At 71.0% G+C, this 25,615-nt stretch carries 24 protein-coding genes; 5 read left to right on the forward strand and 19 right to left on the reverse strand.

The features are described from left to right. Window positions 1-26 precede the first annotated feature (26 nt). Both murI and tyrS read right to left on the reverse strand, forming a co-directional pair. On the reverse strand, window positions 27-839 hold the full coding sequence (gene murI, locus CCZ27_RS13130) for a glutamate racemase (RefSeq protein ID WP_096448840.1): 813 nt from the start codon (window positions 837-839) through the stop codon (window positions 27-29). 37 nt (window positions 840-876) lie between these two features. After that, window positions 877-2,076: a tyrosine--tRNA ligase gene (gene tyrS, locus CCZ27_RS13135; RefSeq protein ID WP_096448842.1), complete on the reverse strand. Its 1,200-nt coding sequence runs from the start codon at window positions 2,074-2,076 to the stop codon at window positions 877-879. Window positions 2,077-2,165: 89 nt separating this feature from the next. Between tyrS and CCZ27_RS13140 the strand changes: the two genes are divergently transcribed. After that, on the forward strand, window positions 2,166-3,491 hold the full coding sequence (locus tag CCZ27_RS13140) for a M23 family metallopeptidase (protein ID WP_096448844.1): 1,326 nt from the start codon (window positions 2,166-2,168) through the stop codon (window positions 3,489-3,491). Between the two features lie 80 nt (window positions 3,492-3,571). Here CCZ27_RS13140 and erpA read toward each other — a convergent pair whose 3' ends face one another. The 11 genes from erpA to CCZ27_RS13195 all read right to left on the reverse strand — a co-directional run bounded on the left by erpA (window position 3,572) and on the right by CCZ27_RS13195 (window position 16,166). Continuing rightward, a complete protein-coding gene (gene erpA / locus CCZ27_RS13145) occupies window positions 3,572-3,922 on the reverse strand; it encodes an iron-sulfur cluster insertion protein ErpA (RefSeq protein WP_096448846.1) in 351 nt (116 codons plus the stop codon). A gap of 91 nt (window positions 3,923-4,013) precedes the next feature. Continuing rightward, window positions 4,014-5,042, reverse strand: a complete 1,029-nt coding sequence (argC, locus tag CCZ27_RS13150) for an N-acetyl-gamma-glutamyl-phosphate reductase (RefSeq protein ID WP_096448848.1) — start codon at window positions 5,040-5,042, stop codon at window positions 4,014-4,016. A 67-nt stretch (window positions 5,043-5,109) separates the two neighbouring features. Continuing rightward, the gene (locus CCZ27_RS13155) at window positions 5,110-7,167 is read right to left on the reverse strand and encodes a sigma-54-dependent Fis family transcriptional regulator (protein WP_096448850.1); all 2,058 of its coding nucleotides are present in this window, start codon (window positions 7,165-7,167) and stop codon (window positions 5,110-5,112) included. A 156-nt stretch (window positions 7,168-7,323) separates the two neighbouring features. Further along, on the reverse strand, window positions 7,324-8,025 hold the full coding sequence (locus CCZ27_RS13160; protein ID WP_232516383.1) for an HAD family hydrolase: 702 nt from the start codon (window positions 8,023-8,025) through the stop codon (window positions 7,324-7,326). Continuing rightward, entirely contained in the window at window positions 8,015-9,913 is a 1,899-nt protein-coding gene (locus CCZ27_RS13165; protein WP_096448854.1) for a chorismate-binding protein, read from the reverse strand. The genes CCZ27_RS13160 and CCZ27_RS13165 overlap by 11 nt, the downstream gene beginning before the upstream one ends. Window positions 9,914-9,949: 36 nt before the next feature. After that, entirely contained in the window at window positions 9,950-10,480 is a 531-nt protein-coding gene (fae, locus tag CCZ27_RS13170) for a formaldehyde-activating enzyme (protein ID WP_096448856.1), read from the reverse strand. A gap of 108 nt (window positions 10,481-10,588) precedes the next feature. Then, window positions 10,589-11,413: a formylmethanofuran dehydrogenase subunit C gene (locus CCZ27_RS13175; RefSeq protein ID WP_096448858.1), complete on the reverse strand. Its 825-nt coding sequence runs from the start codon at window positions 11,411-11,413 to the stop codon at window positions 10,589-10,591. Next, window positions 11,410-12,357 carry a formylmethanofuran--tetrahydromethanopterin N-formyltransferase gene (gene fhcD / locus CCZ27_RS13180; RefSeq protein ID WP_232516386.1) on the reverse strand — a complete coding sequence of 316 codons (948 nt, stop codon included), beginning with the start codon at window positions 12,355-12,357 and terminating at the stop codon, window positions 11,410-11,412. The genes CCZ27_RS13175 and fhcD overlap by 4 nt, the downstream gene beginning before the upstream one ends. Then, window positions 12,354-14,027: a formylmethanofuran dehydrogenase subunit A gene (locus CCZ27_RS13185; protein ID WP_096452533.1), complete on the reverse strand. Its 1,674-nt coding sequence runs from the start codon at window positions 14,025-14,027 to the stop codon at window positions 12,354-12,356. The genes fhcD and CCZ27_RS13185 overlap by 4 nt, the downstream gene beginning before the upstream one ends. Before the next feature lie 79 nt (window positions 14,028-14,106). Beyond that, window positions 14,107-15,402, reverse strand: a complete 1,296-nt coding sequence (locus tag CCZ27_RS13190) for a molybdopterin-binding domain-containing protein (RefSeq protein ID WP_096452535.1) — start codon at window positions 15,400-15,402, stop codon at window positions 14,107-14,109. 41 nt (window positions 15,403-15,443) lie between these two features. Then, on the reverse strand, window positions 15,444-16,166 hold the full coding sequence (locus CCZ27_RS13195; RefSeq protein WP_096452537.1) for a HisA/HisF-related TIM barrel protein: 723 nt from the start codon (window positions 16,164-16,166) through the stop codon (window positions 15,444-15,446). Window positions 16,167-16,170: 4 nt separating this feature from the next. Between CCZ27_RS13195 and CCZ27_RS13200 the strand changes: the two genes are divergently transcribed. The 3 genes from CCZ27_RS13200 (at window position 16,171) to CCZ27_RS13210 (ending at window position 19,311) form a co-directional block, all read left to right on the forward strand. Beyond that, window positions 16,171-17,382: an ATP-grasp domain-containing protein gene (locus CCZ27_RS13200; RefSeq protein WP_157748578.1), complete on the forward strand. Its 1,212-nt coding sequence runs from the start codon at window positions 16,171-16,173 to the stop codon at window positions 17,380-17,382. Then, window positions 17,379-18,515, forward strand: a complete 1,137-nt coding sequence (locus CCZ27_RS13205) for a hydantoinase/oxoprolinase family protein (protein WP_232516388.1) — start codon at window positions 17,379-17,381, stop codon at window positions 18,513-18,515. Before CCZ27_RS13200 ends, CCZ27_RS13205 begins: the two co-directional genes overlap by 4 nt. Window positions 18,516-18,705: 190 nt before the next feature. Further along, window positions 18,706-19,311, forward strand: coding sequence for an amino acid kinase family protein (locus tag CCZ27_RS13210; protein ID WP_232516390.1), 606 nt, complete (start codon window positions 18,706-18,708; stop codon window positions 19,309-19,311). A gap of 180 nt (window positions 19,312-19,491) precedes the next feature. On the opposite strand, the gene CCZ27_RS13215 is transcribed toward CCZ27_RS13210, so the two are convergent. From CCZ27_RS13215 to CCZ27_RS13230, 4 genes are read right to left on the reverse strand one after another with little or no spacing between them, the layout of a single operon-like run. Further along, window positions 19,492-20,235, reverse strand: a complete 744-nt coding sequence (locus CCZ27_RS13215; protein WP_096448862.1) for a (5-formylfuran-3-yl)methyl phosphate synthase — start codon at window positions 20,233-20,235, stop codon at window positions 19,492-19,494. Then, window positions 20,235-20,813: a DUF447 domain-containing protein gene (locus CCZ27_RS13220; RefSeq protein ID WP_232516392.1), complete on the reverse strand. Its 579-nt coding sequence runs from the start codon at window positions 20,811-20,813 to the stop codon at window positions 20,235-20,237. Before CCZ27_RS13220 ends, CCZ27_RS13215 begins: the two co-directional genes overlap by 1 nt. Next, window positions 20,797-22,275: a DUF6513 domain-containing protein gene (locus CCZ27_RS13225; RefSeq protein ID WP_232516394.1), complete on the reverse strand. Its 1,479-nt coding sequence runs from the start codon at window positions 22,273-22,275 to the stop codon at window positions 20,797-20,799. Before CCZ27_RS13225 ends, CCZ27_RS13220 begins: the two co-directional genes overlap by 17 nt. Further along, window positions 22,254-22,877 (reverse strand): flavoprotein, encoded by a 624-nt coding sequence (locus tag CCZ27_RS13230; RefSeq protein ID WP_096448864.1) that lies wholly within the window; start codon window positions 22,875-22,877, stop codon window positions 22,254-22,256. The genes CCZ27_RS13225 and CCZ27_RS13230 overlap by 22 nt, the downstream gene beginning before the upstream one ends. Window positions 22,878-23,122: 245 nt before the next feature. Here CCZ27_RS13230 and CCZ27_RS13235 point away from each other — a divergent pair, with 245 nt between their 5' ends. Continuing rightward, complete coding sequence (locus tag CCZ27_RS13235) at window positions 23,123-23,644, forward strand: dihydroneopterin aldolase (RefSeq protein ID WP_232516396.1); 522 nt, start codon at window positions 23,123-23,125, stop codon at window positions 23,642-23,644. 120 nt (window positions 23,645-23,764) lie between these two features. Here the strand turns inward: CCZ27_RS13235 and fae (CCZ27_RS13240) are convergent, their stop codons facing one another. Together fae (CCZ27_RS13240) and CCZ27_RS13245 are read right to left on the reverse strand one after the other, a co-directional pair. After that, window positions 23,765-24,274, reverse strand: a complete 510-nt coding sequence (fae, locus tag CCZ27_RS13240) for a formaldehyde-activating enzyme (RefSeq protein ID WP_096448866.1) — start codon at window positions 24,272-24,274, stop codon at window positions 23,765-23,767. A 362-nt stretch (window positions 24,275-24,636) separates the two neighbouring features. Further along, a complete protein-coding gene (locus CCZ27_RS13245) occupies window positions 24,637-25,599 on the reverse strand; it encodes an ATP-grasp domain-containing protein (protein ID WP_232516397.1) in 963 nt (320 codons plus the stop codon). Window positions 25,600-25,615: the final 16 nt, after the last annotated feature.

Raw genomic sequence — 25,615 nt, forward strand, 5'->3', positions numbered from 1 at the left:
GAAGCGGCCCGCGACGGCCGCGGGTGCTACCAGTCCACCTTTTCGACCTGGCCGAGCGAACGGCCGAGAAAGCGCTCGCCTATGGTCTGGAAGCGCAGCGGCACGTCGCTGACCACGCAGCGGTAGGTTGCCGGTGAATCTCCACCGTATGCCAGCCTTTCGTGCTGCAGCCGCTGCGCGGCAAATTCCGCGGTGGTGACGGCCGAATCGATCAGCTTCACCGCCGGCCCGGCCACGTCGCGCAGCAAGGGCTTGAGCAGCGGGTAGTGCGTGCAGCCCAGCACCAGGCTGTCGACATCCTCGGCCAGCACCGGGCGCAGATACTCCTGCGCGGTGAGGCGGGTGACCTCGTGGTCCAGCCAGCCCTCTTCCACCAGCGGCACGAACAGCGGGCACGCCTGCGAATACACCCGCACGGACGCATCCAGCGCGTGCATGCGGCGGGCATAGGCATTGCTGTTGATGGTGGTCGGCGTGCCGATCACGCCGATGCGCCCGCCGGGCGACTCCGCCACCGCGGCGCGCGCGCCGGCCTCGATGACGTCGAGCACCGGAATGCTGCCGGCCAGCCTGTGCACCACGTGCGCCGCCACAGCCGCCATCGTGTTGCAGGCGATGATCAGCATCTTCACGTCGCGCTGCAGCAGAAAGCGGGTGATCTGCTCGGTGAAGTGCTCGATCGTGGCCACCGACTTGACGCCGTAGGGCACGCGCGCGGTGTCGCCGAAGTAGATGATGCTCTCGAGCGGCAGGCGCTCCATCAGCGCGCGCACGACGGTGAGCCCGCCGACGCCGGAATCGAACACGCCGATCGGGCGCGCCGCGTCGGCCGTGGTCACGACGCCCGCTCCCCGCGGTCCGCGCCGGATGCCTGCCTCATTCGAGCACCACGGCGGCGAACTTGCGCTTGCCGACCTGCAGCACGACGGTCGCGCCGGCGGCCAGCACCAGGCCTTTGTCGTCCACCCGCTCGCCGTCGAGCTTCACCGCCCCCTGTTCGATCATGCGCATCGCCTCCGAGGTGGAGCCGGTCAGGCCCGCCTGCCTGACCACCTGGAAGACGGGCATGCCTTGCGCACCGACCTCCACCCGCACCTCGGGCAGGTCGTCCGGAATCGCATTGCGCTGGAAGCGGGCCTCGAAATCGTCCAGCGCCTCGTCCGCCGCCTGCCGGCCGTGGAAGCGTCCGACCAGTTCCATCGCCAGCATGACCTTGACGTCGCGCGGATTGCGCCCGCCCTCGACCTCGCTGCGCAGTTGCGCGATCTCCGCCGCCGAGCGGAAGGACAGCAGGTCGTAGTAGCGCCACATCAGCGTGTCCGACACCGACATCGTCTTGCCGAAGATCTCCTTCGGCGGTTCGGCGATACCGATGTAGTTGCCGAGCGACTTCGACATCTTGTTGACGCCGTCCAGCCCCTCGAGCAGCGGCACCATCACCACGCATTGCGGCGGCTGGCCGTAATGCTTCTGCAGCTCACGCCCCATCAGCAGGTTGAAGCGCTGGTCGGTGCCGCCCAGTTCGACGTCGGCCTTCATCGCCACCGAGTCGTACCCCTGGCACAGCGGGTAGAGGAATTCGTGGATCGCGATCGACTGGTTGCTGGCATAGCGCCTGGCAAAGTCGTCGCGCTCGAGCATGCGCGCCACCGTCTGCTGCGCCGCGAGCCGGATCATGCCGGCCGCACCCAGCCCTTCCATCCAGGCCGAGTTGAAGCAGATCTCGGTCTTTTCCGGGTCCAGGATCTTGAACACCTGGTCCTGGTAGGTCTGCGCGTTTTCGGTGATCTGCTCGCGCGACAGCGGCGGCCGGGTCGTGTTCTTGCCGCTCGGGTCGCCGATCATCCCGGTGAAGTCGCCGATCAGGAACGTCACGTGATGCCCGAGTTCCTGGAAATGCCGCATCTTGTTGATCAGCACGGTGTGGCCGAGATGCAGGTCGGGAGCGGTCGGATCGAAGCCGGCCTTGATGCGCAGCGGACGCCCGCTCTTGAGTTTCTCGACCAGTTCGGCCTCGATCAGCAGTTCATCGGTCCCGCGCTTGATCAGTTCGATCGCGGCCTGGACATCGCTCATTCGACTTCTCCAAAAACCCTTTCCAGGGCAGGCGAAACATTTGTTAAAATTCACTCGTTTTTTTGTCCACTTCTGGAGCCGCTGCCCCGATGCAGACCAGAAAGACCCGAATTCTAGCCGAACTGCCGGCCCAACTCCTCAGCCACCCCCGCGCATGGGCCGTAGCCGCGGTGGCGGGAATCTCCCTGTCGGGCGTGGTCGCAGCCATCGCCGTGCCCCAGCAAGGGCCTTCCCAGATCGTCACCCGATCCGTCGTCGAGAGGCTGCCGCCCCCGGTGGCGGCCGCTCCGGCCCCGAACGATCTGCCCTTCGTCAGCGAACTTCGCGTGCAGAGCGGCGACACGGCGCAAGCCCTGTTCCGCCGCTTGCGCATCGACGACCCCGAAGCGCTCGCCTTCCTGACCGAGTCCGGCGAGGGCAGGCAGGCCCTGCGGCAACTGCGGGCCGGCCGCTCGGTGACCGCGGTGGTGCATGGCAACGGCCAACTTCAGTCCTTCGCCCTGCCGGCCGGCCAGGAGGGGGAGCGGGTCGTGGTCGAGCGCGGCGGCGACGGCAGGCTCAAGCTGCGCGCGGATCGCGAAGCGGCGACGGCCACGCTCGTCGAGATGCGTTCCGGCGTGATCCGCAGTTCGCTGTTCGCCGCGACCGACGCCGCGGACCTGCCCGACGAGGTGGCGAACAAACTCGTCGAACTGTTCGGCACCGAGATCGACTTCCATGCCGACCTGCGCAAGGGTGACCGCTTCAACGTGATCTACGAGGCGATCTACGACCGCGGCACCGCGGTGCGCACCGGCCGGGTGCTCGCCGCGGAATTCATCAACCAGGGCAAGAGCCACGTCGTTGTGCTGCATCAGCGCGCGGACAAGGAGCAGTACTACACCGCCGACGGCCGCAGCCTGGGCCAGGCGTTCCTGCGCTCGCCGCTGGAGTTCTCACGCGTCACGTCCAGCTTCGGCGGCCGCATCCACCCCATCCTGAACCGCGCGCGCGACCACAAGGGGGTCGATTTCGGCGCGCCCGTCGGCACGCCCGTCAAGGCCACGTCCGACGGCGTCGTCGAGTACGCCGGCTGGCAGCGCGGCTACGGCAACCTCATCGTGCTGCAGCACCGCGGCAGGATCGCCACCGCCTACGCGCACCTGAACGGCTTCGCCCGCAACCTGAAGCAGGGACAAGCGGTGAGCCAGGGCGACCTCATCGGCTATGTCGGCACCACCGGCATGTCGACCGGCCCGCACCTGCACTACGAGGTACGCATCAATGGCGAGGCGCACGACCCGATGACCGTCGCGCTGCCGCTCGCCAACGCCCTGGAAAGCCGCGAACTGCAGGCATTCAGACGCGACACCGCGCCGCTGCTGCACCGCTTCGCGCTGCTCAACCGCAGCACGCAGGTCGCCCGCGCGGAGTGACGCGCCTCCGGGCGCGAGCCCGGAAAGCAGGCGGGGCGCCGATGGCGCCCCGCTTTCATTCCACGCTGCCGCCGACGTGATCAGACGGAGAAGGAAGAACCACAGCCGCAGGTACTGGTGGCATTGGGATTGCGAATCACGAACTGCGAGCCTTCCAGACCTTCGGAGTAATCGATCTCGGCGCCGACGAGATACTGGTAGCTCATCGGATCGATGAGCAGCGTCACGCCATTTTTCTCGTAGGCCGTATCGTCCTCGTTCACTTCTTCGTCGAAAGTGAAGCCGTACTGGAAGCCGGAGCAGCCACCGCCGGACACGAACACACGCAGTTTCAGACCGGGATTGCCTTCCTCTTCGATCAACTCGCGAACCTTGTTCGCGGCGCTGTCGGTAAAGACGAGAATTTCGGGGGTTTCGGCTACAGCGCTCATATTTTCTCCTCTGCAGGGGGTATGGGCGGATGATGCGCCATCCGCCCCTTTATCGTCAAAATCTGATTGTTCCGGGCAGGACAAGTTCCCGTCATGGGCTGACCGGCACGATGTCGAGCGCGGTGCTCTCCTCGATGCCGAACATGATGTTGAGATTCTGCACCGCCTGGCCGGCAGCCCCCTTCACCAGGTTGTCGATGACCGACAGCACCACCACCGTGTCGCCGCCCTGCGGACGATGCACCGCGATGCGGCACATGTTGGAAGCGCGCACTGAACGCGTTTCGGGGTGGCTGCCCTGCGGCATCACGTCGACGAAAGGCTCGCCGGCGAAACGCTGTTCGTACAGCGCCTGCAGGTCGACGTCCTTCGTCAGGCGCGCGTACAGGGTGGCGTGGATGCCGCGGATCATGGGCGTGAGATGCGGCACGAAGGTGAGCCCCACCGGCTGTCCGGCGAAGCGCGTCAGACCCTGGCGGATCTCGGGCAGGTGGCGGTGGCCCGACACGCCGTAGGCTTTGAAACTGTCGGCCGACTCGGAGAACAGCGTGGGCACCTCCGCCTTGCGGCCGGCGCCGGACACGCCCGACTTGGCATCGGCGATCAGGTGCGCGAGATCCACCACGCCCGCCTCGACCAGCGGCAGAAAGCCGAGTTGCACCGAGGTCGGATAGCAACCGGGGTTGGCGAGCACGCGCGCCGTGCGGATCTGCTCGCGGCTGGTTTCGGGCAGGCCATACACCGCCTCGGCTACGAGGTCGGGCGCGGCGTGCGTCATGCCGTACCACTTCTCCCATTCGGCGATGTCGCTGATGCGGAAATCCGCCGCGAGGTCGATGACGCGTACGCCGGCCGCAACCAGCCCGGCCGCCTGCTGCATCGCGATACCGTTGGGCGTTGCGAAGAACACCGCATCGCACTTGTCGAGCGCGGCATCCTGCGGCGTGACGAACTTCAGCCCCACCCTGCCGCGCAGGCTCGGAAACATGTCCGACACCGCCATGCCCGCCTCGCCGCGCGACGTGATCGCGACCAGTTCGACCTGCGGATGGCGCGACAGCAGCCGCAGCAGTTCCACGCCGGTGTAACCCGTCCCGCCTACAACGCCAACCTTGATCATTTCCCTTCCTTGCCTGATGTGGAACAGCGGCGATTATCGCACCACCGGGCCGGCGGAGGAGGGGCGGTCAGTGCATGCGGCCGAGCTTGCGGTACAAGGTGTTGCGGCTGACCCCCAGCCGGCGCGCAGCGGCGGAGATGTTGCCGCCGACTTCGCGCATCACCGAGGTGATGGCCTCCAGTTTGATCTCGTCGAGGCTGCGCGGCTCGGCCTTCAGGCGCCCGCCCTCGGCCGCCGGCGCGGCGTCGGCGGCAGCAAGCTCCACGGCGGCGGCGCTGCGCGCAGACGACGGTGCATGATCGAACGGCTCGCTGCCGAACAGATCCTCCGGCAGGTGGATGGCGCACAGTTCGTCCTCGTCCTCGTCCATCAGCGCCACCGCGAGGCGCAGGACGTTGTGCAACTGGCGGATGTTGCCGGGCCAGGCGTAGCGCTCGAAGAAGCCCATGACCTCTTCGCCGATCGACACGCCGGAGCGCCGGACCTCCTCCAGCTCCACATCGAAGATCGACTGCACCAGCGCGCGGATGTCGCTGCGCTCGCGCAGCGGCGGCAGCGTGACGGTGAGGCCGTTGATGCGGTAGTAGAGGTCCTCGCGAAACTCGCCTGCCGCCACCGCTTCGCGCAGCGCGTGGTGGGTGGCGCACACCAGCGAGATATCGACCGGAAGCGATTTCGTCGACCCGACCGGCGTCACGCAGCGTTCCTGCAGCACGCGCAGCAGGCGGGTCTGCATCGCCAGCGGCATGTCGCCGATCTCGTCGAGGAACAGCGTGCCGCCGTGCGCCAGTTGCACCTTGCCGATGCTGCCCTCGCGCCGCGCGCCGGTGAAGGCGCCGCCGACGTAGCCGAAGAGTTCCGATTCGATCAGGTTCTCCGGGATCGCCGCGCAATTGACCGCCACGAAGGGACCGTCCGCCCGCGGCCCACTGTTGTGGAAGGCGCGCGCGAAGAGTTCCTTGCCGACGCCGGATTCGCCCTGGATCAGCAGCGGGATTCCCTTGCCCTCGATGCGCATCGCGCGGTCCAGCGCACGCTGCAGGCGCTCGTCGCCGATGGCGAGGCTGGAGAGCGACACATCCGCGCTGCGCCCGGCGCCACCGGCCGCGGGCGCCTTCGGGCGCGCCTCCGCGACCGCCGGAACGGCCGCAGCCGAGGGCGCCATCGCCTGCATGTGCGGGTTCGCCACCATCAGCGGACGCAGCGAGCGCACCTGCAGGTAAATCTCGCCGCCCTCCCGCAGATCGAGCTTGAGCAGGGCGTTGGGCGCCATCGACGCGCGGTCGAGGATGGCACCGAAACCGATCTTGAAAAAACTGGCGAAGCTCGATACCGGCGCACCGCGGCGCGCCCGCGCGAGCCATTCGCGCGCGGCGCCGTTGGCGCCGAGGATGGAGCCGTCGGCGCCGAGCGCGAGCAGCCCTTCCTGCAAGCTGCCGAGGTATTCGGGCCGCGGATGGAAGGCGATGAGGATGTCGTTCGGAAAGCAGGCCTCGAACAGGCGCTTCTCGAGCAGTTGCACCGACAGGCGCACCAGCCCGAGCGTGTGGCGCTGCGGGTTGCGGAAATCGCCCGAGATGTCGAGTACGCCGACCAGTTCGCCGTCGGTGCCGAAGATCGGCGCCGCACTGCATGTGAGAAAGCCGTTGCGGTCGAGATAGTGCTCGGAGCCCAGCACTTCCACCGCCATGCGGTCCTCGATCGCGGTGCCGATGCCGTTGGTGCCGCGCAGCTTCTCGCTCCAGCACGCCCCCGCCTGCAGCGCGACGCGCCCCGCCCGGTCGACGAAGGACGGGTCGCCCAGGCTGTGGATGATCGTGCCATCCACGTCGGCCAGCATGACCATGCTGCCCGACGCCCGGATCTGGTCGAACACGTGCTCCATCACGCCGCCCGCATGCGCCAGCAGCGTGCCGTTGCGCTCGCGGGATTCCGCCAGTTGCAGGCGCCCGACAGGGTCCAACGGCCGGCTGTCCAGATGGTTCAGGCCGCTGTCCCGGCAGCGCTGCCACGAACGCAGGATCACCGGCGAAACGTCGCTTTCCGGAACGATGCCGTCGTCGAAGAACTTCTGGCGCGCGATCACGATGGCGTGATCCCGCGAATCCTTAGGCTGGAGCAACACCCACCTCCTCCTTCCCTCGTCGTCTGCCGCGACGCAGTGCAAGACCTGTTTCAGATCTTTCTTATGATGTGCCAAAAATTAGCACCTGCACCAGTTTGAAGCAACTCGCCAGGCAGGATCTGCCACAAGTTTTGACCCGCCCTGCCCGGCAGACGTTCAGCTTCGCGCGCGCACCGCATGCAGGGCCTGCAGGTCGTCGAACACCGGCCAGCCCTGCTGCGCCGCGTGGCGGCGCAGGGTCTCGTCGGGGCGGATCGCGACCGGATGGCTGACCGCGGAGAGCAGCGGCAGGTCGCTGCTGGAATCGGAATAGAAGGTCGTGCGCGGGTAGTCGTACCAGTCCTCGCCCCGGGACTGCAGCCAGCCGGCGACGCGGCGGACCTTGGCCACGCCATGGCACAGTTCGCCGCTGATCTCGCCGGTATGGCGCCCCCCGGAATCCCGCTGCGCCTCGCTGGCGATCAGGTGCTCGATGCCGAACAGCCCGGCGAACGGCGCGGCGATCGCACGCGTCGTGGCGGTGACGATGCAGCACACGTGGCCCGCCGTCCGATGCCCGGCCACCAGCGCGTGCGCGGCCTTGGGCACGGCATCGGCCAGCGTCGCGGCAAAGCGCCGCTGCAGCGCCGGAAGTTCATCCGCCCGCAGGCGCGCCAGACTGCCCAGCATGAAGCGGTGCGGCGCCGCGGCATCGCCCTCCCCCGCCACGTAGCGCCGGCACAGGGCGAGATAGGCATCGTCGAAACCGGCTTCCAGCATGCCGCCGGCCATCAGGAAGCGCACCCACTGCATGCCGCTGTCGAACGGGACCAGCGTGAAATCGAGGTCGAACAGCGCAAGTTCCCGCTCAGGCGTCACTGTTCCGCCCTTCCACGGCCAGCCACGCCTCGCGCGCTCCGCGCAACGCATTGCACACCACGATGCGCTCGGCGCGGTACAGGTCGGCGAGCGTCAGCCGCGCCTCGCGTGCGCGCAGGGCCGGGTCTTCGAGCAGCACGCCGCGCATCACCCCCGGCAGCACGCCCGCGGCAAGCGGCGGCGTGACCCAGCCGCCGTCGACCAGCAGGAACACGTTGCTGCGCCCGCCCTCGGTCAGTTCCCCGGCACCGTTGTGGAACAGCGTGTCGAACGCACCGCGGCGTGCCGCCTCGGCTACCGAGGCATCGTACCGCCCGCGCAGCGTGGTCTTGTGGCGCAGCAGGGGATCGGCGCCGTCCACCGGTTCGGCGGCGACGAGCAGGGACACCGGCCCGTCGGGCAAGGGGTCGAGCGGCGCGACGACGATGTCGAAATGCCCGTCCTTGTGCAGGGCCAGCCGCACGCGGAACGCCTGCCCGGCGGCCAGCGCGGCGACCTGCGCATCCAGCGCGGCGCGGATGCCGGCGGCGGGCAGCGCGAAGCCGAGTTCCTCCGCGCTGCCCGCCAGCCGCCCGAGGTGGCGGTCGAGATGGCGCACGCCCGCCTCGCGCGTCGCATGCATCGTCTCGAACAGGGCGAATCCGGGGTCGAGCCCGGTCAGGAAGCGCGCCTTCAGCCGGCACTCCTCGTACTCGTCGTCGGCGCGGCTGTCGATCACGATGCCGGCGCCGATGCCCAGCCGCCCCGGGCGCATGCCGGCTTGTGCCGGCGCGTCCAGCGTCAGCGTGCGGATGGCCACCGACAGGCAGAAGTCGCCGCACGCCGCCGCCCGGTCTGCGGCCGGCGCGTCGATCCAGCCGATGCCGCCGGTGTAGAGGCCGCGCGGCGTGCTTTCGAGTTCGGCGATGAGCTGCATCGTGCGGTGCTTGGGCGCGCCGGTGATCGAGCCGCAGGGAAACAGGGCGCGCAGCAGGTCGGCGAAGCCTGCGTCGGCGGGCAGTTCCGCCGAGATCGTCGACGTCATCTGGAACACCGTCGGATAGGACTCGACCGAGAACAGCGCCGGCACGCGCACGCTGCCGGTGCGCGCGATGCGGCCCAGGTCGTTGCGCAGGAGATCGACGATCATCAGGTTCTCGGCGCGGTTCTTGGCGTCGCCGCCGAGCATGCGCGCGATCTCGCTGTCGCCTTCGGGCACGCCGGCGCGCGACGCGGTGCCCTTCATCGGCCTGGCCTCAAGGTGGCCGCCGCGGTTGCACAGGAAGAGTTCCGGCGAACACGACAGGATGTGGGTCGGCCCGTCGTGCGAGGGCGGCAGCGCGATGAAGGCGCCGTAGGCCACCGGCTGGCGCGCGCGCAGCCGCCGGTAGAGGCTGGCGGGCGCCCCGAAGGCGCGGAAATCCAGCCGGTAGGTGTAGTTGACCTGGTAGGTCTCGCCCTCGCGGATCGCGGCATGGATGCGCCCGATCGCGCGGTGGAAGGCGTCGCGGTCCACGCTGGGGCGGATGTCGAGCACGCCGGCGGGCGCCGGGCCGGCGACCGTGCCACCGCCCGCCGGCTGCGGCCCGCCCTCCTTCGCCGCCAGCCACGCGTCGACCCCGGCCGCGGACAACCGCCGCAGCGACGAGAAGATCAGGAAGCACAGCGCGCCATGCTGCGCCGGGGCGAGCCGCCCGTCGCCGGCGTGCAGCAGGCGCGCGCCCCATTCGTAGTCGGCCAGCACCACGGCGTGGCGGCCGGCACGGATCTCGCGGTCCGCCTCCGCCCAGGCTTCGTCCAGGCGCGCCGGGTCGTCGCAGCGGCATTCGCGGACGAAGCCGGTATAGAGGCGGCTCGCCGGTTCCGCCGCGGTGGCGGCGCAGTCGTCGAGCAGTGCGAAGCAGTCCATGCGATCGGGTGCCGGAAGCCCGGCTGCAAAGGCCGTTCAGCTCCAGTCGTCGTAGTCGTGCCTGATCGTGTGGCGGTTGGCGATCAGTTCGTCGATGGAGGGCTCGTTGTTGAGCGCGCGCCGGATGGCGAGCCGGGTGGCCTCGTAGTTGGTGCGGTACATGTCCTTCTTGTCGAGGTTCGGATCGGTCGCGCAGCACGGGTCGATCCACACCAGGCTGATGATGCACAGGTCGTCGGCCAGATCCTTCGGGATGATGCCCTCGATCACGCAGTCCAGCACCGCATCCGCGGTGGCCGACTGCACCACGCCGCCGAACAGCTCGATGTTGGCCATGTCCTTCAGCGTGACCTTGGGCACGGTGATCGTCGCCGGCCGCACCATCTGGTTGCAGGCGCGGATCGCGAACATCGCGGTGTGGCCCTTGGTCTGCGCCATCATGTTGGCGAAAGCCTGCCCCACCGGACCGTCGGTGCGGCCGATCAGGATCTCGGGCATCGCATCGGTGAATTGGCCTTCGGCGGCGAGCACCGTGGCTTCGCCGGCATGGAATACGTACTTGCTCATGAAGACTCCGGAAGAGACGTGTTGGAAACCGGCCAGGCCCGCATTGTAGGGCCCGGCCGGGGAAGAAAGATTGCGGACGTCGCGCCGCGCAGGCCGGCGGCTGGCGGATCAGCCGGCGATCAGCCACTCGCCCTTGCCGTCGGCCGCGAGATCTCCGACCACGCGCTGCGGCCGGCGCGCCGCCAGGCCGGCGAAGGCGGCGTCCTGCGCGGCGAGGCTGCGCGACAGCAGGGCCCAGAACACGCGGACGTCGTGCGCGGTGCCGGCGAAAGTCGCCGGCACCTCCGGCGCCGGCCCGCAGAACACCAGCGTGCCGCGCCGCATGCCGTAGCCGCAGTGGGCGCCCGTGCGGCCGGCGAGCGCGATGGTGCCGGCCACCATGCGCGAGGCGCAGAAATCGCCCGCGTCGCCCAGCAGCAGCACCGTGCCGCGCCGCATGCGGTCACCCAGGCGCGCGCCGGCATTGCCGCGCACCACCAGCGTGCCGCCGCGCATGCCGTCCATGCTGCCGGGCAATGCGCCGGCGGCGAAGTCGCCGACGTCGCCGCGCACCTCCAGCCGGCCTCCGGCCATCTCGCAGGCCGCCAGATGCCCGGCGCACCCATCCACCGCGATCCCGCCGCCGCGCATGGCGGCGCCCAGGTAGTCGCCGACGCTGCCGGCCACGCTCAGGCGGCCGCCGTCCATGCCCTGGCCGATGCGGTCGAAGCGGGCCAGGTCGCCCTCCAGGCGCACTTCGGGCGCGCCGGTTTCCAGGGCGCCGACGTCGAACAGTTCGCCCAGCGCGAGGTGATCGTTGCCGTGGCGCAGTGCGATGCGCGCGACGTCGGCGGCGCTGCTGCCGGCCAGGGCGGCGGGCAGCACCGGACTCATATCCACCCGGAAGGCGGGCTGCGCCCGCAGGCGCAGGCGGAAACCCGAGGCCGCGCTCATGCCCGCCCCTCCATGCCCGGCAGCCGGTGGAGATGGAAATGGAAAGGCCCGAGCTTGCCGCCGTAGTTGCCGGCGGAAATCCGCGTCACCCCGGCCGCGGCGCCCCGTGCGACGATCGCTTCGACGCCGGCGCCCATCGCCGCCGCGACGTTGGCCTCGGTCAGCCCGTCGATGACGATCTCCATCACGCAGCGGGTCTGCGCATCCAGCTCGGTGCTCTTCGCCAGCGGGATCAGCGCGGGGCAGAAGGCATCGTTGGTGGACGCCATCAGCGACGCATACTTGCTGCCGACCTTGGAGCCCGAACGCACCACGCCGCCGGGGAAGGGCATGATCACGCCGGGCACCGCCCGCATCGCCTCGACCGCCGCCTGTGCGCCGGCCAGCGCGGTGCTGGTATCGCGCGCCAGCAGCAGCAGGTTGCCGCCGCCCACCGCCTTCACCACCGCGGTCGTCTCCTGCGCGACGAACTCGCCGTCCATCACCGGCACCCGCCAGTAGCGCCTGCCGTCGATCATCTTGGAGATCTGCCAGCCGTCGCCGAAGAAGCGCAGATTCCGCCCCAGCGCGACCGGCTCGCCCTCTTCCAGCCCGGCGTAGATCGCGGTGGTCGGGCAGGTCAGCACGCACTGGCCGACGCGGCGTTCGAGCTGCCTGGCAAGCTCCTTGCCGGACATCGAGAACAGCAGCACCGACGCGCCGGGCCTGCCGTCCGGCGTTTCGTCCGGCGCCAGCATGCGCTCGATGCCGGCCTCGCAGCCGCAGGCGATCACCGAGGTGGCGAAGCCGGTCATCGACACCGCGGCGTGGCGTGCCCAGGTCTCGTCGTGCGCGGTGATCAGCACCCTCGTCGCCTTCATCGGAAAGGCTTCGGCGAAGGTCGGGTCTATCGTCACGCCGTTGCGCACCAGCGCGCCCGGCATCGCGTCCGGCTGCGCGCTCATCCGTTCCTCCTGCCGTGTACCTTGCACGCCAGCAGCGCGCCGCCGTTGGCGCACGAGCACAGTTCGTCGCGGCCTATCCTGGCGTTGCGGTAGCTCACGCTGAGGTGGCGTTCGGCGTACCGTGCGATGGTCTTCTCGATGCCCGCATCGAATTCGGTCTCGAGGAAGTGCGTGCCGCCCACCGGCACCGCCTCGATGCGGCCCTTGCGCGCGACCAGCCGTCCGTCCTTGAACACGTACTCGGGCGTCGCGAACATTGCCTCGCGGTCGGCGTCCTCGCGATACACCGCGACGTCGGCCGCGGCGCCGACGCCCAACTGGCCGCGGTCGGCAAGGCCGAGCAGGCGCGCCGGCGCGGCGCGGGTCATGATCGCGATCTCGTACAGGCTCAGTTCGCGGCCGATCTCGCGCAGGTCGACCGACGCCGCCACGTCGGGATGCAGGCGCGCGAGCTGCCCGTCGCGGAACGACTTGTCCATCAGCAGCCTGATGAGGTGCGGGTAGCTGGTGAACGGTCCGCCGTTGGGATGGTCGGTGGTCAGCACCACCCGCCAGGGATCGTCCATCAGCAGGAAGATCTCCAGCCCGATCGCCCACTGCAGCGCGTTCACATAGCTCTGCTCGCGGTAGCGGAAGGGCACCACGCCGCAGCCGGCGTCGCACTCGATGTCGCCACCGACGTACTTGCGCGGGCTGCCCAGGCCGGCGTTGGCGAACTGCCGCATGGTGTCGCCGGAGGCCGTCACCGTCTGGCCGAAGATGATCTGCCCGACGTCGATGCTGACGTTCGGCGACGCCCTGACCTTGTCGATGAGCTGCCGCGTGGCCGACGAAAACTTCTTCGGCCCTTCCCTGCCGTAGCTGTGGAACTGGATGTGCGTCAGGTGGCCGGGCAGGCCGTCGAGCGCATCGATGGTGGCCAGCGTGGATTCGATGTTGCCCGCCACGCCGAGGTTGCTGGCGTGGATGTGCAGCGGATGCGGCACGCCCAGTTCGAACAGTGCCCGTGCCAGCGTATTCACCACCCGGCGCGGGCTGACCTGCCAGTGCGCATGGTTCTCGTCGACGTCGAGCTTGCGCTGGTTGAACTTGAAGGCGGAGATGCCGCCCGGGTTCACCACCTTCACGCCCATCGCCTTGCTGGCGTCGATGGACCAGGCGACGTAGTCGCGGATGCGCTCGAAATCCTCGCCGCGCGCCAGCATCTCGAGGAACAGTTCCTCGTTGCCCAGCATCACGTAGGCGCCGTGGTCCAGGATGGGCGTGTCGCCCATCTCCATGTGGGCGTGGCGCGCGTTGGCCGCCAGCATCGCCGGCTCGAAGGCGGCGGTATAGCCCATCTGCGCGTAGCGGTAGCCGGTCTCCAGCGTGCCGGGGGTGCAGCAGCCGCCCGAGGCCAGTTCCAGCATCGAGTCGCGCTCGCGGTTGGCGCGGTGGTCCTCGGGCAGCATCATGCGCGCGAGGTTCACCTTGCCGCCGCCGATGTGGGTATGCAGGTCGATGCCGCCGGCCATCACCACGCAGCCGGAAACGTCGTACTCATGGTCGGCGCGTTCCTGCGCATCCAGCGCGACGATGCGGCCATCGCGCATGCCGACGTCGCGCACCTCGCCATCAACGCCGTTGGCCGGGTCATACACCCTGCCGCCCTTGAGCCGGATCGTGCTCACCGGATCGCCCTCCCGTCGCTGCGCGGCGGCGGGGCGGCCTTGCACGGCCGACCCGTTCCGCAGGTGCAAAACAGTGCGCTCACGGCGTCCCCTCCGCGGCCAGGCGGCGCAGGGCGAGGCGCGCTTCCAGCGCCGCGGCGACGTCCGCCACCGTCGGCAGGCCGTCGTCGCGCACGGCGCGCACGGGCAGCGTCACCACGCCGTCGGCACGGAACATGTGACCCCCGGCGCCGACGCCGGGGGTGGCCACCGGGATGAAGACGACGCCCCTGCCGCCGCAGGCTGCCGCCAGGGCCGGATGGCCGAGCACGATGCGCGGCAGCGACGTCGCCGGCGGCCCGAGGTCCGGTCCCAGACTCGCGACCCACAGCAGCAGGTCGACCGCGCCCTCTTCCAGCAGCCGCGCGGTGGCGTACTGCAGCGGATCGTGATCGACGCCGTGCGGCCCGACGCGGGTGCGCAGCGGCAGGCCGGACATCCAGGTGGTGACCGCATTGGCCGTCTGCGCTCCGTCGGCGCCGCCGAGGATGAAGGCTCCAGCGCGCGTCCCGCGGTTGAGCGACATCACGATGCGCAGCAACGCCTCGGCGATGAGCGCCCCCTGCGGCGGCAGGCGGCCCGGCTCCCACACCACCACGCAGTAGCGGGCGGCACGCATCATCTGCGCCAGATCCGCCAGCGCGGCGTCGGGCGCGGGCGGCCGGTGCTCATCGACCAGCGCCGCCAGCATCGCGACGGTATCGAACAGGTCCCCCGCCGGGTCCAGGTGCTGCACCTGCAGCCCCTCCAGCCCGGGCGCGGCCGGCGGCTGCGCGCCGACGAAGACGACGCGCCGTGCGAAACCGGCCCCTTCCACCGGCGCAGAGCGGCGGAAGAACTCGGGAAAGCCGGTCGCCGCATCGGTGCCGATGCAGACGACGAGGTCGGCGCGGTTGCGGATCTCGGCCAGCGTCGAGAACATCTGGCCGCGGTCCTGCAGCGCGCGCAGCACGTGCATCAGCGCGTCGCCGCGGGCGTGGTCGAGGATGGCGCCGCCGGCGTTGGCCAGGCGGTACAGCGCGCGCATGCCGGCAACGTCGGTGGCGAGGCCGCCGAACAGCGGCAGGCGGCAGGTGGCCAGCCTATCCGCGGCGGCATCGAGCGCGGCTTCGGCGGCGACGGGCCGGCCGTCCACCAGGGCCGGAGCCGGGCGCGGCGCATCGAAACCCGCCAGCGCCTGTACCGCTTTGGAACAGTCGCTGCCGACCAGCCGCAGGCTGCCCTGCCGGACTTCGACACCGAAGCCGTCGCACAGCAGCGAACAGAACGGACAGGTCCAGTCCTGCGGCGAACCGCCGGTCGAGGCCGGATTCGGGGCTTGGGTAGAGGCGTTCATGGCGCTCTCCATTGCAAATCGTGTGCCAACGGGGCGGGCTCTCAATCCGTGCCTTGCCCCGCCGCTGGCGCACGCGGCGGGATGCGGCGGTCGTGGAGCGCCGAAGCGGTCAGCCAGGCGCTGGCGCCCGCCGCCTGCGCAGTGCGCAGATCGGCCTCGTCGCGGATGCCTCCGGCGCCGATCAGCGTCACCCGCGGCGCGCGGCGGGCGCAGTCGCGCAGCGTCCCGAGGTCCGGCCCGTCGAACGAGCCCACGCGATCCAGCGTCATGACGATCACCCGCTCCGGCCAGATTTCGGGGCGGTCCCAGCAACCGGCCGGGTCCATCCTCCGCCCGCCGCGGCGGTCCAGCGACAGGATGGCGCCGGACCTGTCCGCCAGGCTGGCGCACGCGGCCCCGGGCGTGGCGAGCGCCTCGCTGGCGAAAACCGGCGCGACTCTTGCTCCATCCTCGCCGAGCACGTCGCGCAGCCTGTCGAACGCGGCCGCATCGGCAAAGCCCGCATCCAGCCAGAGACTCACCCCCGGCAGCGCGGCGAGCAGGTCGCGGATCACCGCCGCCTGCGCCGTGCCGCCCGTCAGCGCGTCGAGGTCGGCCACGTACAGCGTATCGGCGCCGGCATAGCCGCACAGCGCCTGCGCCACCCGCACCGGATCGCTGCCGGCGCACAGCGCGGACACGACCGGCCGGTACTCGCCGCGCAGGCCGCGCACCGCGCGCACCACCTGCCCTTTCATCAGATCCACTACCGGTATGATTTGCATGACCATGACTGAACGACCGCTCCCACGCATCCTCGTCTACGAATTCATCAGCGCCGCCGGAGCGGGCGTGCAGCTTAGCACCGGCGCATCCACCGGCGGCCATGGCGTGCCGCCCGACGACGGCGATGCGGGCGAGCCGCTGCTGCTGCAGGGCATCGCCATGCGCGACGCGATCGCTGCCGACCTGCTGGCGGCAGGGCGATACCGGGTCTGCGTGGCCGACAGCGCGGCCGCGCCGTTTCCGCTGCCGGCGGCCGCAGCCTCACCGGAGGGCCGCGACACCGCGCACGAACGCCCCGTACGGCACGGCGCCGCATGCCCGCCGCGTAGCTCGGATGCCGCCCGCGCGCCATCCGCACGCTCCGCGGCCCCGGGCTGCGCCACGCTGCGCGCGATGCCGGACGAGACGCCGGCCGCCTTTCTCGCGCGGGTCTCGCCGGGCTTCGACCGGGTGTGGGTCGTCGCCCCCGAGACCGACGGCATCCTCGCCGGGCTGTGCCGCGCGGTCGGCCCCGCGCGCTGGGCCGGCTGCGATGCCGGTGCCATCGCGCTGTGCGGCAGCAAGACGGCGACCCGCATGCGGCTCGCCGCCCACGGCATCGCCGTACCGGACGGCTGGCAGCCTGGCGAGGCAAGGCCGCATCCGGATGGCGCCTGGATCGTCAAGCCCGACGACGGCGCCGGCGCGCAGGATACGCGCCGCCATGCCGGCTTCGACGCCGCCCGCGCCGCATTCACGGCGCATGCGGCAAGCGGGCGGCCGTTCGCGCTGGAGCGTTGGGTCGACGGCGAGCCGCTGAGCCTGTCCCTGCTGTGCGGCAGCCGCGGAGCCGAACTGCTGTGCATCAACCGCCAGCGCATCCGCCTCGGCGCGGACGGCAAGCTGGGCTACCACGGCGTGGACGTCGGCATCGAGGCGCCCGGCGGCGCACGTGGCCGGGTGCTCGGCGAGCTGGCGCACGCCGTCCATGCGGCAGTGCCCGGGCTGGCCGGATTCGTCGGCATCGACCTGGTGTGGACGTCCGGCGGCCAGCCGGTGGTCATCGAGATCAACCCGCGGCCGACCTGCGCCTACGTCGGCCTGTCCGCCCGCATCGGCCGCAACCTCGCCGCCGGGATCCTCGCCTCCGATACCCGCAGCGCGGCGGCCGCGCAACCCTCCGGCGGCAATGCGGCGGGTGCTTTCCCCTGCCCGGACGGGTGGACGTCCCGGTGAGCGCAGGTGCCGGCACCACGTCGTCCGCCGCGTCCCCCGTCATCGGCTGGGACGTCGGCGGCGCGCACGTCAAAGCCTGCCTGCTGGCCGGCGGCCGCGTCGCCGACATCGTGCAATGGCCGGCGCCGATGTGGCAGGGGCTCGCGCATCTGGACGCGGCGATCGCCGCCGCCCGCGAGCGCTGGCCGGCCTTCGGGCCGGCGCGCCACGCGGTGACGATGACGGCGGAGATGGCCGACCTGTTTCCGAACCGCGAGGCCGGGGTGCTGGAGATCGCCGGGCGGCTGGCGGAGCGGCTCGGCCCCGGCGTCCGTTTCTTCGCCGGCGAGGACGGCTGGACGGGGGCGGACGAGGTCGCCGGCTGCTGGGATCGCATTGCCTCGGCGAACTGGCTCGCCACCGCGCAGATGGTCGGACTGGGCCGGCCCGATGCCCTGCTGGTGGACATCGGCAGCACCACCACCGACCTCATCCCCGTCATCGCCGGCCATCCGTCGCCCGCCGGGCGCACCGACGCCGCGCGCCTGCGGACGGGCGAACTGGTTTACCTGGGCGTGGTGCGCACCCCGCTGTGTGCGGTGGCGCGCCGCATCGCCTTCCGCGGCACGCCCGGCAACGTCATGAACGAGTTCTTCGCCACCACCGCCGACGTCTTCCGGCTCACCGGCGAGCTGGACCCCGACCACGACCAGTACCCGCCCGCCGACGGCGGCGGCAAGGACCCCGCCGCCACCTGCCAGCGGCTGGCACGCATGATAGGCCGCGACGCACGCGAGGCCGCCGCGGCCGACTGGCACGACCTCGCGCACGGCTGGCGGCATGCCATGGTCGCCGAGATCGCCCGCAACCTGCGCCGCGTCGACCGCCTCTTCCCGCAGCCCGCCTCGCGCCTTGGCGCGCAAACGGGCGACCACCCGCCTGCCCGCGATGCGGCGGAAGGCCCGGCCACCGCGGTGCCGGTCGTCGGCGCCGGCTGCGGCCTGTTCCTGGCGCGCGCACTGGCCGAACGCCTGGGACGGCCCTTCCTGCCGTTCGACGCACTGATCGACGCCGCCCCCGGCTGCCGCAAGTGGGTGGCGACCTGCGCGCCGAGCGTGGCGGTCGCCGTGCTGTTCGGCCGCCAGGTTCCATGAGTGCCCCCGCACGGCCGCCCGGAGGCACTCACACCGCAGGTCCAGTGAGCCCCGCCATCCAGACCGCCCGGAAGGAGCGCCCATCCTCCCCATGGAGGATGGAGCCGGAGACACCGCTTTGCGCCTGCGGAACGGGCCACCGGCAGTGCAAGGCCGGCCGGCCGTCGCATGGCGGCAGGAGGACCGGCCGGTGAGCTGGGTCGTCAAGCTCGGCGGCAGTCTCGCACGCGATCCGCTGCTGCCCTCCTGGCTCGGGATCATCGCCGCCCATGGCGGCGGACGCGTCGCCGTCATCCCCGGCGGCGGCCCGTTCGCCGATGCGGCGCGCGCGGCGCAGGCCGTCTGGCCGCTGGACGACGTGGCCGCGCACAACATGGCGGTGCTCGGCATGGCGCAGTTCGGCCAGTTGCTGCACGGCCTGTGTCCGGCGCTGGTCCTCGCCCGCAGCGTGCCGGAGATCCGCACCGCGCTGGCTGCCGGCCGCGCCGCGATCTGGCAGCCCTTCGAGTTGCTGCGCGACGAGGCCGATGCGCTGACGAGCTGGGACGTCACCTCCGACAGTCTGGCACTGTGGCTCGGCGGCCGGCTCGATGCCGGGCGGGTGATCCTGGTGAAATCCTGCTCCCTGCCCGCCTCGGCGGACTGGGACGCGCTGTCTGCCGCCGGCATCGTCGACCGGCGCTTTCCCGCGCTGGCCCGCGAGACGCGCGGCCGCATCACCCTGCTCGAACGCGGCGGCGCCGAAACGCTGCGCGCGGCGTTGTGCGGCGAGCACGGGCACGACGAGCTGTCGTAGGGCGCGGCGCGTTCCCCTGGCAGCCGGCCGGAGCGGTGCGGCGGCACGGACCCGCCCCGGCGGACCGGGCGGGACGCAGCGGAACGGACGCCCCACCCGACGACCGCAGCCTCCAGCCATGGGCGACGCCGGCAGCCACCCGAGCCGGGAGGGCGGCAGTCGAACCGTTGCTGCCGGCTCCTACGGCGCTTGCTGCAACTCGGCCGGACGCCCCCCGGCCGCCGGCGCGACAGCCTGCGCATGGCCGTCGCACAGCGCCTTGCGCAGCGCGCGGACCTTTTCGCCGGCCAGCGTGCCGGTGCGCGCGCCGTCGCACACCGCGCTGCGAAAGCCGGCGAAATCCGGCTGCAGTGCCAGGAGGCCGGGCAGATCGGGCTCGCGCAGCGCACCGGCGAGGCCGACCGGCTTGCCGGCCGCGCGCGCGAGGCGGATCAGCGCGGCAAGCTCCGGCATCGCCACGAAGTCGAACAGGCTGCCGGCGGACTTGCCCTGCGTGTCGAGCATCAGCGCGGGAAAAGGCCGGGCACAGGCGGCGCCGAACAGCTCGCCGTCGATGCCGTCGTCGGCCAGGAACACCGGCACCACCGGCCATGCCGCGGCGCCGAGCCGGCGCAGCAGCATGCGCGCCGCCGGACCGCCGCAGCCGGGCACGCCCACCTTGACCAGGTCGACCCCGCAGCCGCCCACCTCATCCACCCGGCGCAGGATGGTCTCGCCGTCGTCTACCGGAACGTCGCCGATGGTCGCGCTGATCGTCGTGCCGGGATGCCGGGCGCGCAGCACGGCGACGATGTCGCGGATGCGCGCCGGCGCGAGCCCGCCCAGCGCGCCGGCCGCCGGTTCCTTGAGGTCGATGAAGTCCGCGCCGGCGCCGGCGGCGCACAGCGCTTCGGCACCGTCGCGCACGCTGACGAGCATCCGCATCACGCCGCCTCCGCCGACGGGCCGCCGCGGTGCCGCTCCACCGCCTCGACGAGCCAGCGCCAGGCTTCCAGCTCGGCCGGGCCGGCGGTCTTGTCGATGGCGATCTGCAGGTAGCCCATCTCGCGCTCCACCTTGTCGCGCGGCAGCATGCCGAGCCGGCTCACCAGCACCGCGCCTTCGATCACCGCCGCCTGCGCGCGGTTGAAGCCGGCGAAGGCGGCGTGGGTGACCTCGCGCCGGCGCGCCATGCAAAGCACCGGGCGCAGCGCGTCGTCCCGGTGGCGCAGCAGTTCGAGTTCGACGTGGGCCAGCGCACCTGCCAGCCGCCGGCCGGCGAAATCCGCCAGCGGCACGGTGGCGAAGTCGCGCCGCCCGGTGACGCAGCCTGCGAACACGCGCACGTCGGTGGTCAGGTTCAGCACCGCGCAGCCGGTGGCGAGGATGTTGTCCAGCGTGGCCGAGGGCTTGAACGGCATCAGCACCACCTCGCCGCCTTCGTAGCGCACGCCCATCGGCGCCAGATGCACCGCGCCGGCGGCGGACTGCGTCGTCACCAGGGTTTCAAAGATCATCGGCATCGGGTTCGGTTTCCTTGCTGGCGGGCGGCGTCGCGGGCGCCTCGCCCGGCGCGGCCTCCGCACGCGGCTGCGGATGGGCGCCGCGGCTCTTCTTCGTCGGCCCCGGTGCGCATTGATGCAGCAAGTCCTGGGCCTGGCGGGCGGCGGCGCAGCCCCAATCCAGCGGCTGATCCTGCGCGTAGCGCTTGCCCAGCGTCCAGGCGATCTCGGCGCGGGCCAGTTCCACGCCCATGTAGAAGGCGTGGCCGGCATCGCCGTCCAGGCCGAGTTGCGGCCACAGCGCGAAGGGGTCGGTGCCGCGGCGGATGCCGTCGCGGTTGTACACGTGCAGGCCGGAGTCCGACACCTGCACGCGGAAGTTCGGGTCGCGCACCGCGGCGGCCGTCTCGGCGATCTCGGCGTCGCTGTCGGGGAAGGGGCGCTTGGCATGCACCGTCATCAATTCGTCGGTGTAGCCCTTGGGCAGCGACTGGTGCTCGCGCGCGGCGTACATGACGCGCCGCGCCACGTCCGCCTCCTTCACCGCGCGCCGCGCATGGCCGCTGACCTGCGTGGTCAGCACCGCGCCGGCGCGCAGCTCGGCGGCGATGCCGAACAGCACCGCGTTGATGCCGCTGGTGTCGGCCTCGGTCAGTTCGGTGACGTTGCCCACCCCCATCATGATGTCGATGCCGGGATAGCGCTCGCGCAGGCGCTGGTAGCGGCACAGCGAGGCGAGCAGACCGAAGGGGATGGGGTCGAGGATGGCGTCGGCGAGGAAGGGCCTGCCCTTGCGCAGCATGGCGTCGACCGCGGCATGGAGCGAGGCTTCGTCCTGCAGCCCGCGCGCGATCAGCACCGGCACGGCGTCGGTCTCGTCGGCCAGCCACAGCGTGTCGACGGTGAGGCTGAGCAGGTAGTCGGCGCCGACGCGGCCGCCGCGCAGCAGTTCCTGCGCATCCATGGAGTCGACGCTGACGCAAAAGCCCTCCGCCTTCAGCGCCGCCACCACTTCCTCGAGATGGCCGAAGGGCGTGGCCGGAAGGCAGCCGATGTCGATCACGTCGGCGCCGTCGGCTGCCAGCACCCGCGCTCTTGCCAGGATGGCGGGCACCGCCAGCCGGGGCGCATCGACGATCTCGGCGAAGATGCGGATGTCGTGGGCCGACAGGTCCGCATGCTGCGCCGCGCGATTGAAGTGGCGCGGAATGTCCTTCAGCTCTTCCGGCCCGCGCTCCACCGGCAGGCCGAAATGCGCCGACAGCGCATCGAGGTCGCCGCGGCAGCGTCCCGGCACCATGATGCGGTCCGCCCGCACCGGCGCCTCGACGCGGCGGCGGATCATGTCGGCCGTCATCAGGCCGGCGACCTGCAGGCCGATCTCGCGCACTTCCCAGGTGAATGACGGCGGCTGCATGCCGGCCAGAACCTTTTCCAGGTTGCGCTGCGCCAGGCGGCCGGTCAGGAAGACGATGTGTTCCATGCCAGACCGAGTTCGTCCAGCCGCGCCTGCAGCGCCCGCTGCAGCGCCTGCGGGTCCTCGACCACCACCGCGTGATCGACGGCGCGCAGCCGTTCGACGTTCTGGAGTTCGATGTTGCGCGGCTTGAGTTCCACCCACTCGCGCGGGCTCGGGGTCACGACCACCGGCTGCGTGTCGCAGGCCAGCACGATGCCCGGAATCTCCAGCTTGCCGGCCTGGGCGAAGATGTTGGTGGGCAGCGTGTCGGAGATGCCGAAGGCGCACTTCGCCACGGTGTTGCTGGTGGCGGGCGCGATCACCACGGTGTGGTAGATGTCGTCGTAGAGCATGCCGACCGGCACCGAGCTTGCCGTCCTGTCGCGGAACACCCGGCAGCGCACCTTCAGCGCATCGATGCGGTAGTCGTACAGCGGCAGCACCTCCTCGGCCGCCGCCGACAGGAAGAGATCCAGATCCGGCAGGCGGAAGGCGAGTTCCATGCACTCCACCAGATGATGGCCGGAGCCGGTCACCGCCCACGCGAAGCGGCTGCGGCGGCGGAAATCGCCGGCCGTGCCGCCGGTGGGGTGCAGTTCGTCCGAATCGGGCTTTCGTCGCGGCATCGATGGGTTCCGGCGGTGTCTCTGGGTGCTGGCTTGCGTGCCCGTGGCGCACGGGCGCGTTCGCCGGGGCAGGATTCCTCCCTCGGGAAACCCGCGGAATGGGCCGCGGCGGCGAGGGAGCTTCGTACGGAGGCAACAAGCATGCCCATGCCGCCCCCTCCGCCGCAAGCCCTGGCCCGTTTCTCGCTAAAGAGCCGAAGGTCTGAGAACATCCGCCGCCCGCACCCACCCGCCAGGAGCCCACAGTGACCAACATCCCCGCCAGCCAGCCGATGCCGCATTTCTTCCCGGTGGACCCGGCGCCCGCCGGCCGCGGCGGCGAGGCGCCGCTGGACGTCATCTTCATCCACGGCTTCGTCGGCGAGACCGTCATCGGCATCCACCATGATGAACTCGACCGCCCCCAGCCGCTGCGCATCGACCTCGCGGCCGGCGTGCCGCGCAGCCTGGCATGCGACACCGACCGCATCGGCGACACGATCGACTACGGCGAAGTACGCGGCGCCCTGCGCGAACTGCTGCGGCATCACCGCCACCAGTTGCTCGAAGCCTTCGCCGAAGGGGTCGCCAACCTGCTGCTGGGCCGTTTCGGCGCGCACTGGGTGCGGGTGGGCATCACCAAGCCGCGCAAGTTCGACGACGTGGAAGGCGTGGGCGTGCTGATCGAGCGCCGCCGCGCCCACCGCGAACCCGCCGCGCCGCGGCGCGACGCCGAAGTGCTGAGCCTGCTGGCCTCGGGCATGGTGCCCGGCGGCCGCGGCCGCTGACGCCGCGCGGCCCCGCCGGCCAATGCCCCGGCGTGCGCCCCGCCGCAGAAAAAAGAAAGCCGAAGCGCCGCTTCGGCTTTCTTTCGCCGCGGTGCCGCGGCAGCGCGCGGCACCGGCTCTTCACTTGGCCGCGAACGGGTGGGCGGAACTGCCCTTCTTCGCCTGCACTTCGGCGGCGGACGGTTCGCCCGTCACCGCACGCTTGATCGCCTCGCGCGTCGCGCGGTAGTTGTACTCCTGGATCTTGGCGTCGTCCTCCGCCATCCAGTGGATGAACACGCCGACGCAGACGAAGATGTTGTCGGCCTCATCGGCCGGAATGGTGCCGTCCTCGACGCTGTCCGCCACCGCCAGCGCGACCGCGCGCTGCGCCGGGCCGAACATCTGCACCGCCTGCTTGGCACCCTTGATCGTGACCTTGTTGAACATGACGGTGGCCGGCTTGCACAGCAGGTTGGGTGCCACCACCGCGAGCAGCGAGGTGAAGCCGTCCTTGTTGTTGGTCAGCGTATGCGCGAAAGCGGTTTCCGCAGCGCTGCCGCGCGGCCCCAGGATCAGGTCGATATGCGCCACTTCGTTGCCGTCGCCGACAAGGGACTCGCCCACCATCATCCGATCGATCTTCGCCATTCATCTTCTCCTCGTAGAAATGTTCGGCCCCCCAAGGGCGGGAAGTCCGATATTCGGACGCCCGTCGGCAATCCGATACCCGTCCATGCGATACAGGATTCGTGCCAGCCCGCCCGCCGCGGACCGGAACCGCGGCATACGCGCGGAACCGAACCCGATCCGCACCGGCGAAGGCCGCCCCGCCGGCCGTTGCATCGAAACGGAACAGGCGGATTCAACAAGTGTAGCGTTCCGTGACACCGCATTGCGGCGAAAAAACGCCCGCCGTGCCTTCCCGGAAAGGACGCGATGAGCCAGGAAAAGCCGGGGCGCATCGCCACGTTCCGGCCGGGGCTCGCCGCAGCAAGAGGAATCGCCGTCCTTCAACCGGCCTGCGACGACTCCGCACGCAGCTTGCCCATGCCCAGGCGGCGCTCCAGCAGGTCGTCGACCAGCGCCTGCGCGATATCGAACGGCGTCACCTTCTGCAGGCCGCGCCACGCCGCCACGCCATTGACCTCGATCACCTGCGCGCCGGCCGGCACGGCCGGGTCGGGCACGAGATCGACGCCGGCGTAGTCCATGTCCAGCGCACGGGCCGCGCGCCGGGCGAGGTCGGCGATGCCGGGCTCCAGCCCGCAAGGCACGCACCGGGCACCCTGCGCGACGTTGCGCACCCAGTGCTCGCTGACGCGCCTCATCGCCGCCACCGCCTGGCCGCCCATCACCAGGACGCGCCAGTCGAAACCCGGCACCCGGGCCTGCGGCACGAAGCGCTGCAGGTAGATCAGACCACCATGGCGGCCCGGGTCCGGCAGCGGCACGGACACGCCATCGACCATGCCGACACGCATCAGCCCCTTGCCCTGCGAGCCGAACATCGGCTTCAGCACGAGGCTGCGCCCGGCCGACGCCTCGCGCATCAGAATGCGGCGTGCCTGCGCCTCGTCCTCCAGCGCCCAGGCCGGGGGCGAGTCCACCCCCGCCTTCTGCAGCAGGAAGCTGGTCATCGACTTGTCCACGCTGCGCTCGATGGCCCGCGCATCGTTGTACACCGGCACGCCCAGCTCGCGCAGCGCATGCAGGATGCCGAGGCGCTTGGTGATCTGCTCCAGGCTGCCGCCGGCGATGCCGCGCACCATGGCGGCCACCGGAAGGTCGCGTCCGAAGCCCGGAATCACCAGGCCATGGCCCGGCACGCCGGTTTCGAAGCGGCACTGCGCGAGATCCACGCAGCGCCCCTCGAAGCCCCGGCGCGCCAGCGCGCGCTGCAGCCGGCGGGTGTGCCAGCCGGTCTCGTCGGTGAAGATCGCCACCCGCGGGCGCGGCACGGCGCCGGTGCTCACCGGGCCGCCCTCCCGC

The organism is Thauera sp. K11, assembly GCF_002354895.1.
In the GTDB taxonomy this organism is placed as follows: domain Bacteria; phylum Pseudomonadota; class Gammaproteobacteria; order Burkholderiales; family Rhodocyclaceae; genus Thauera; species Thauera sinica.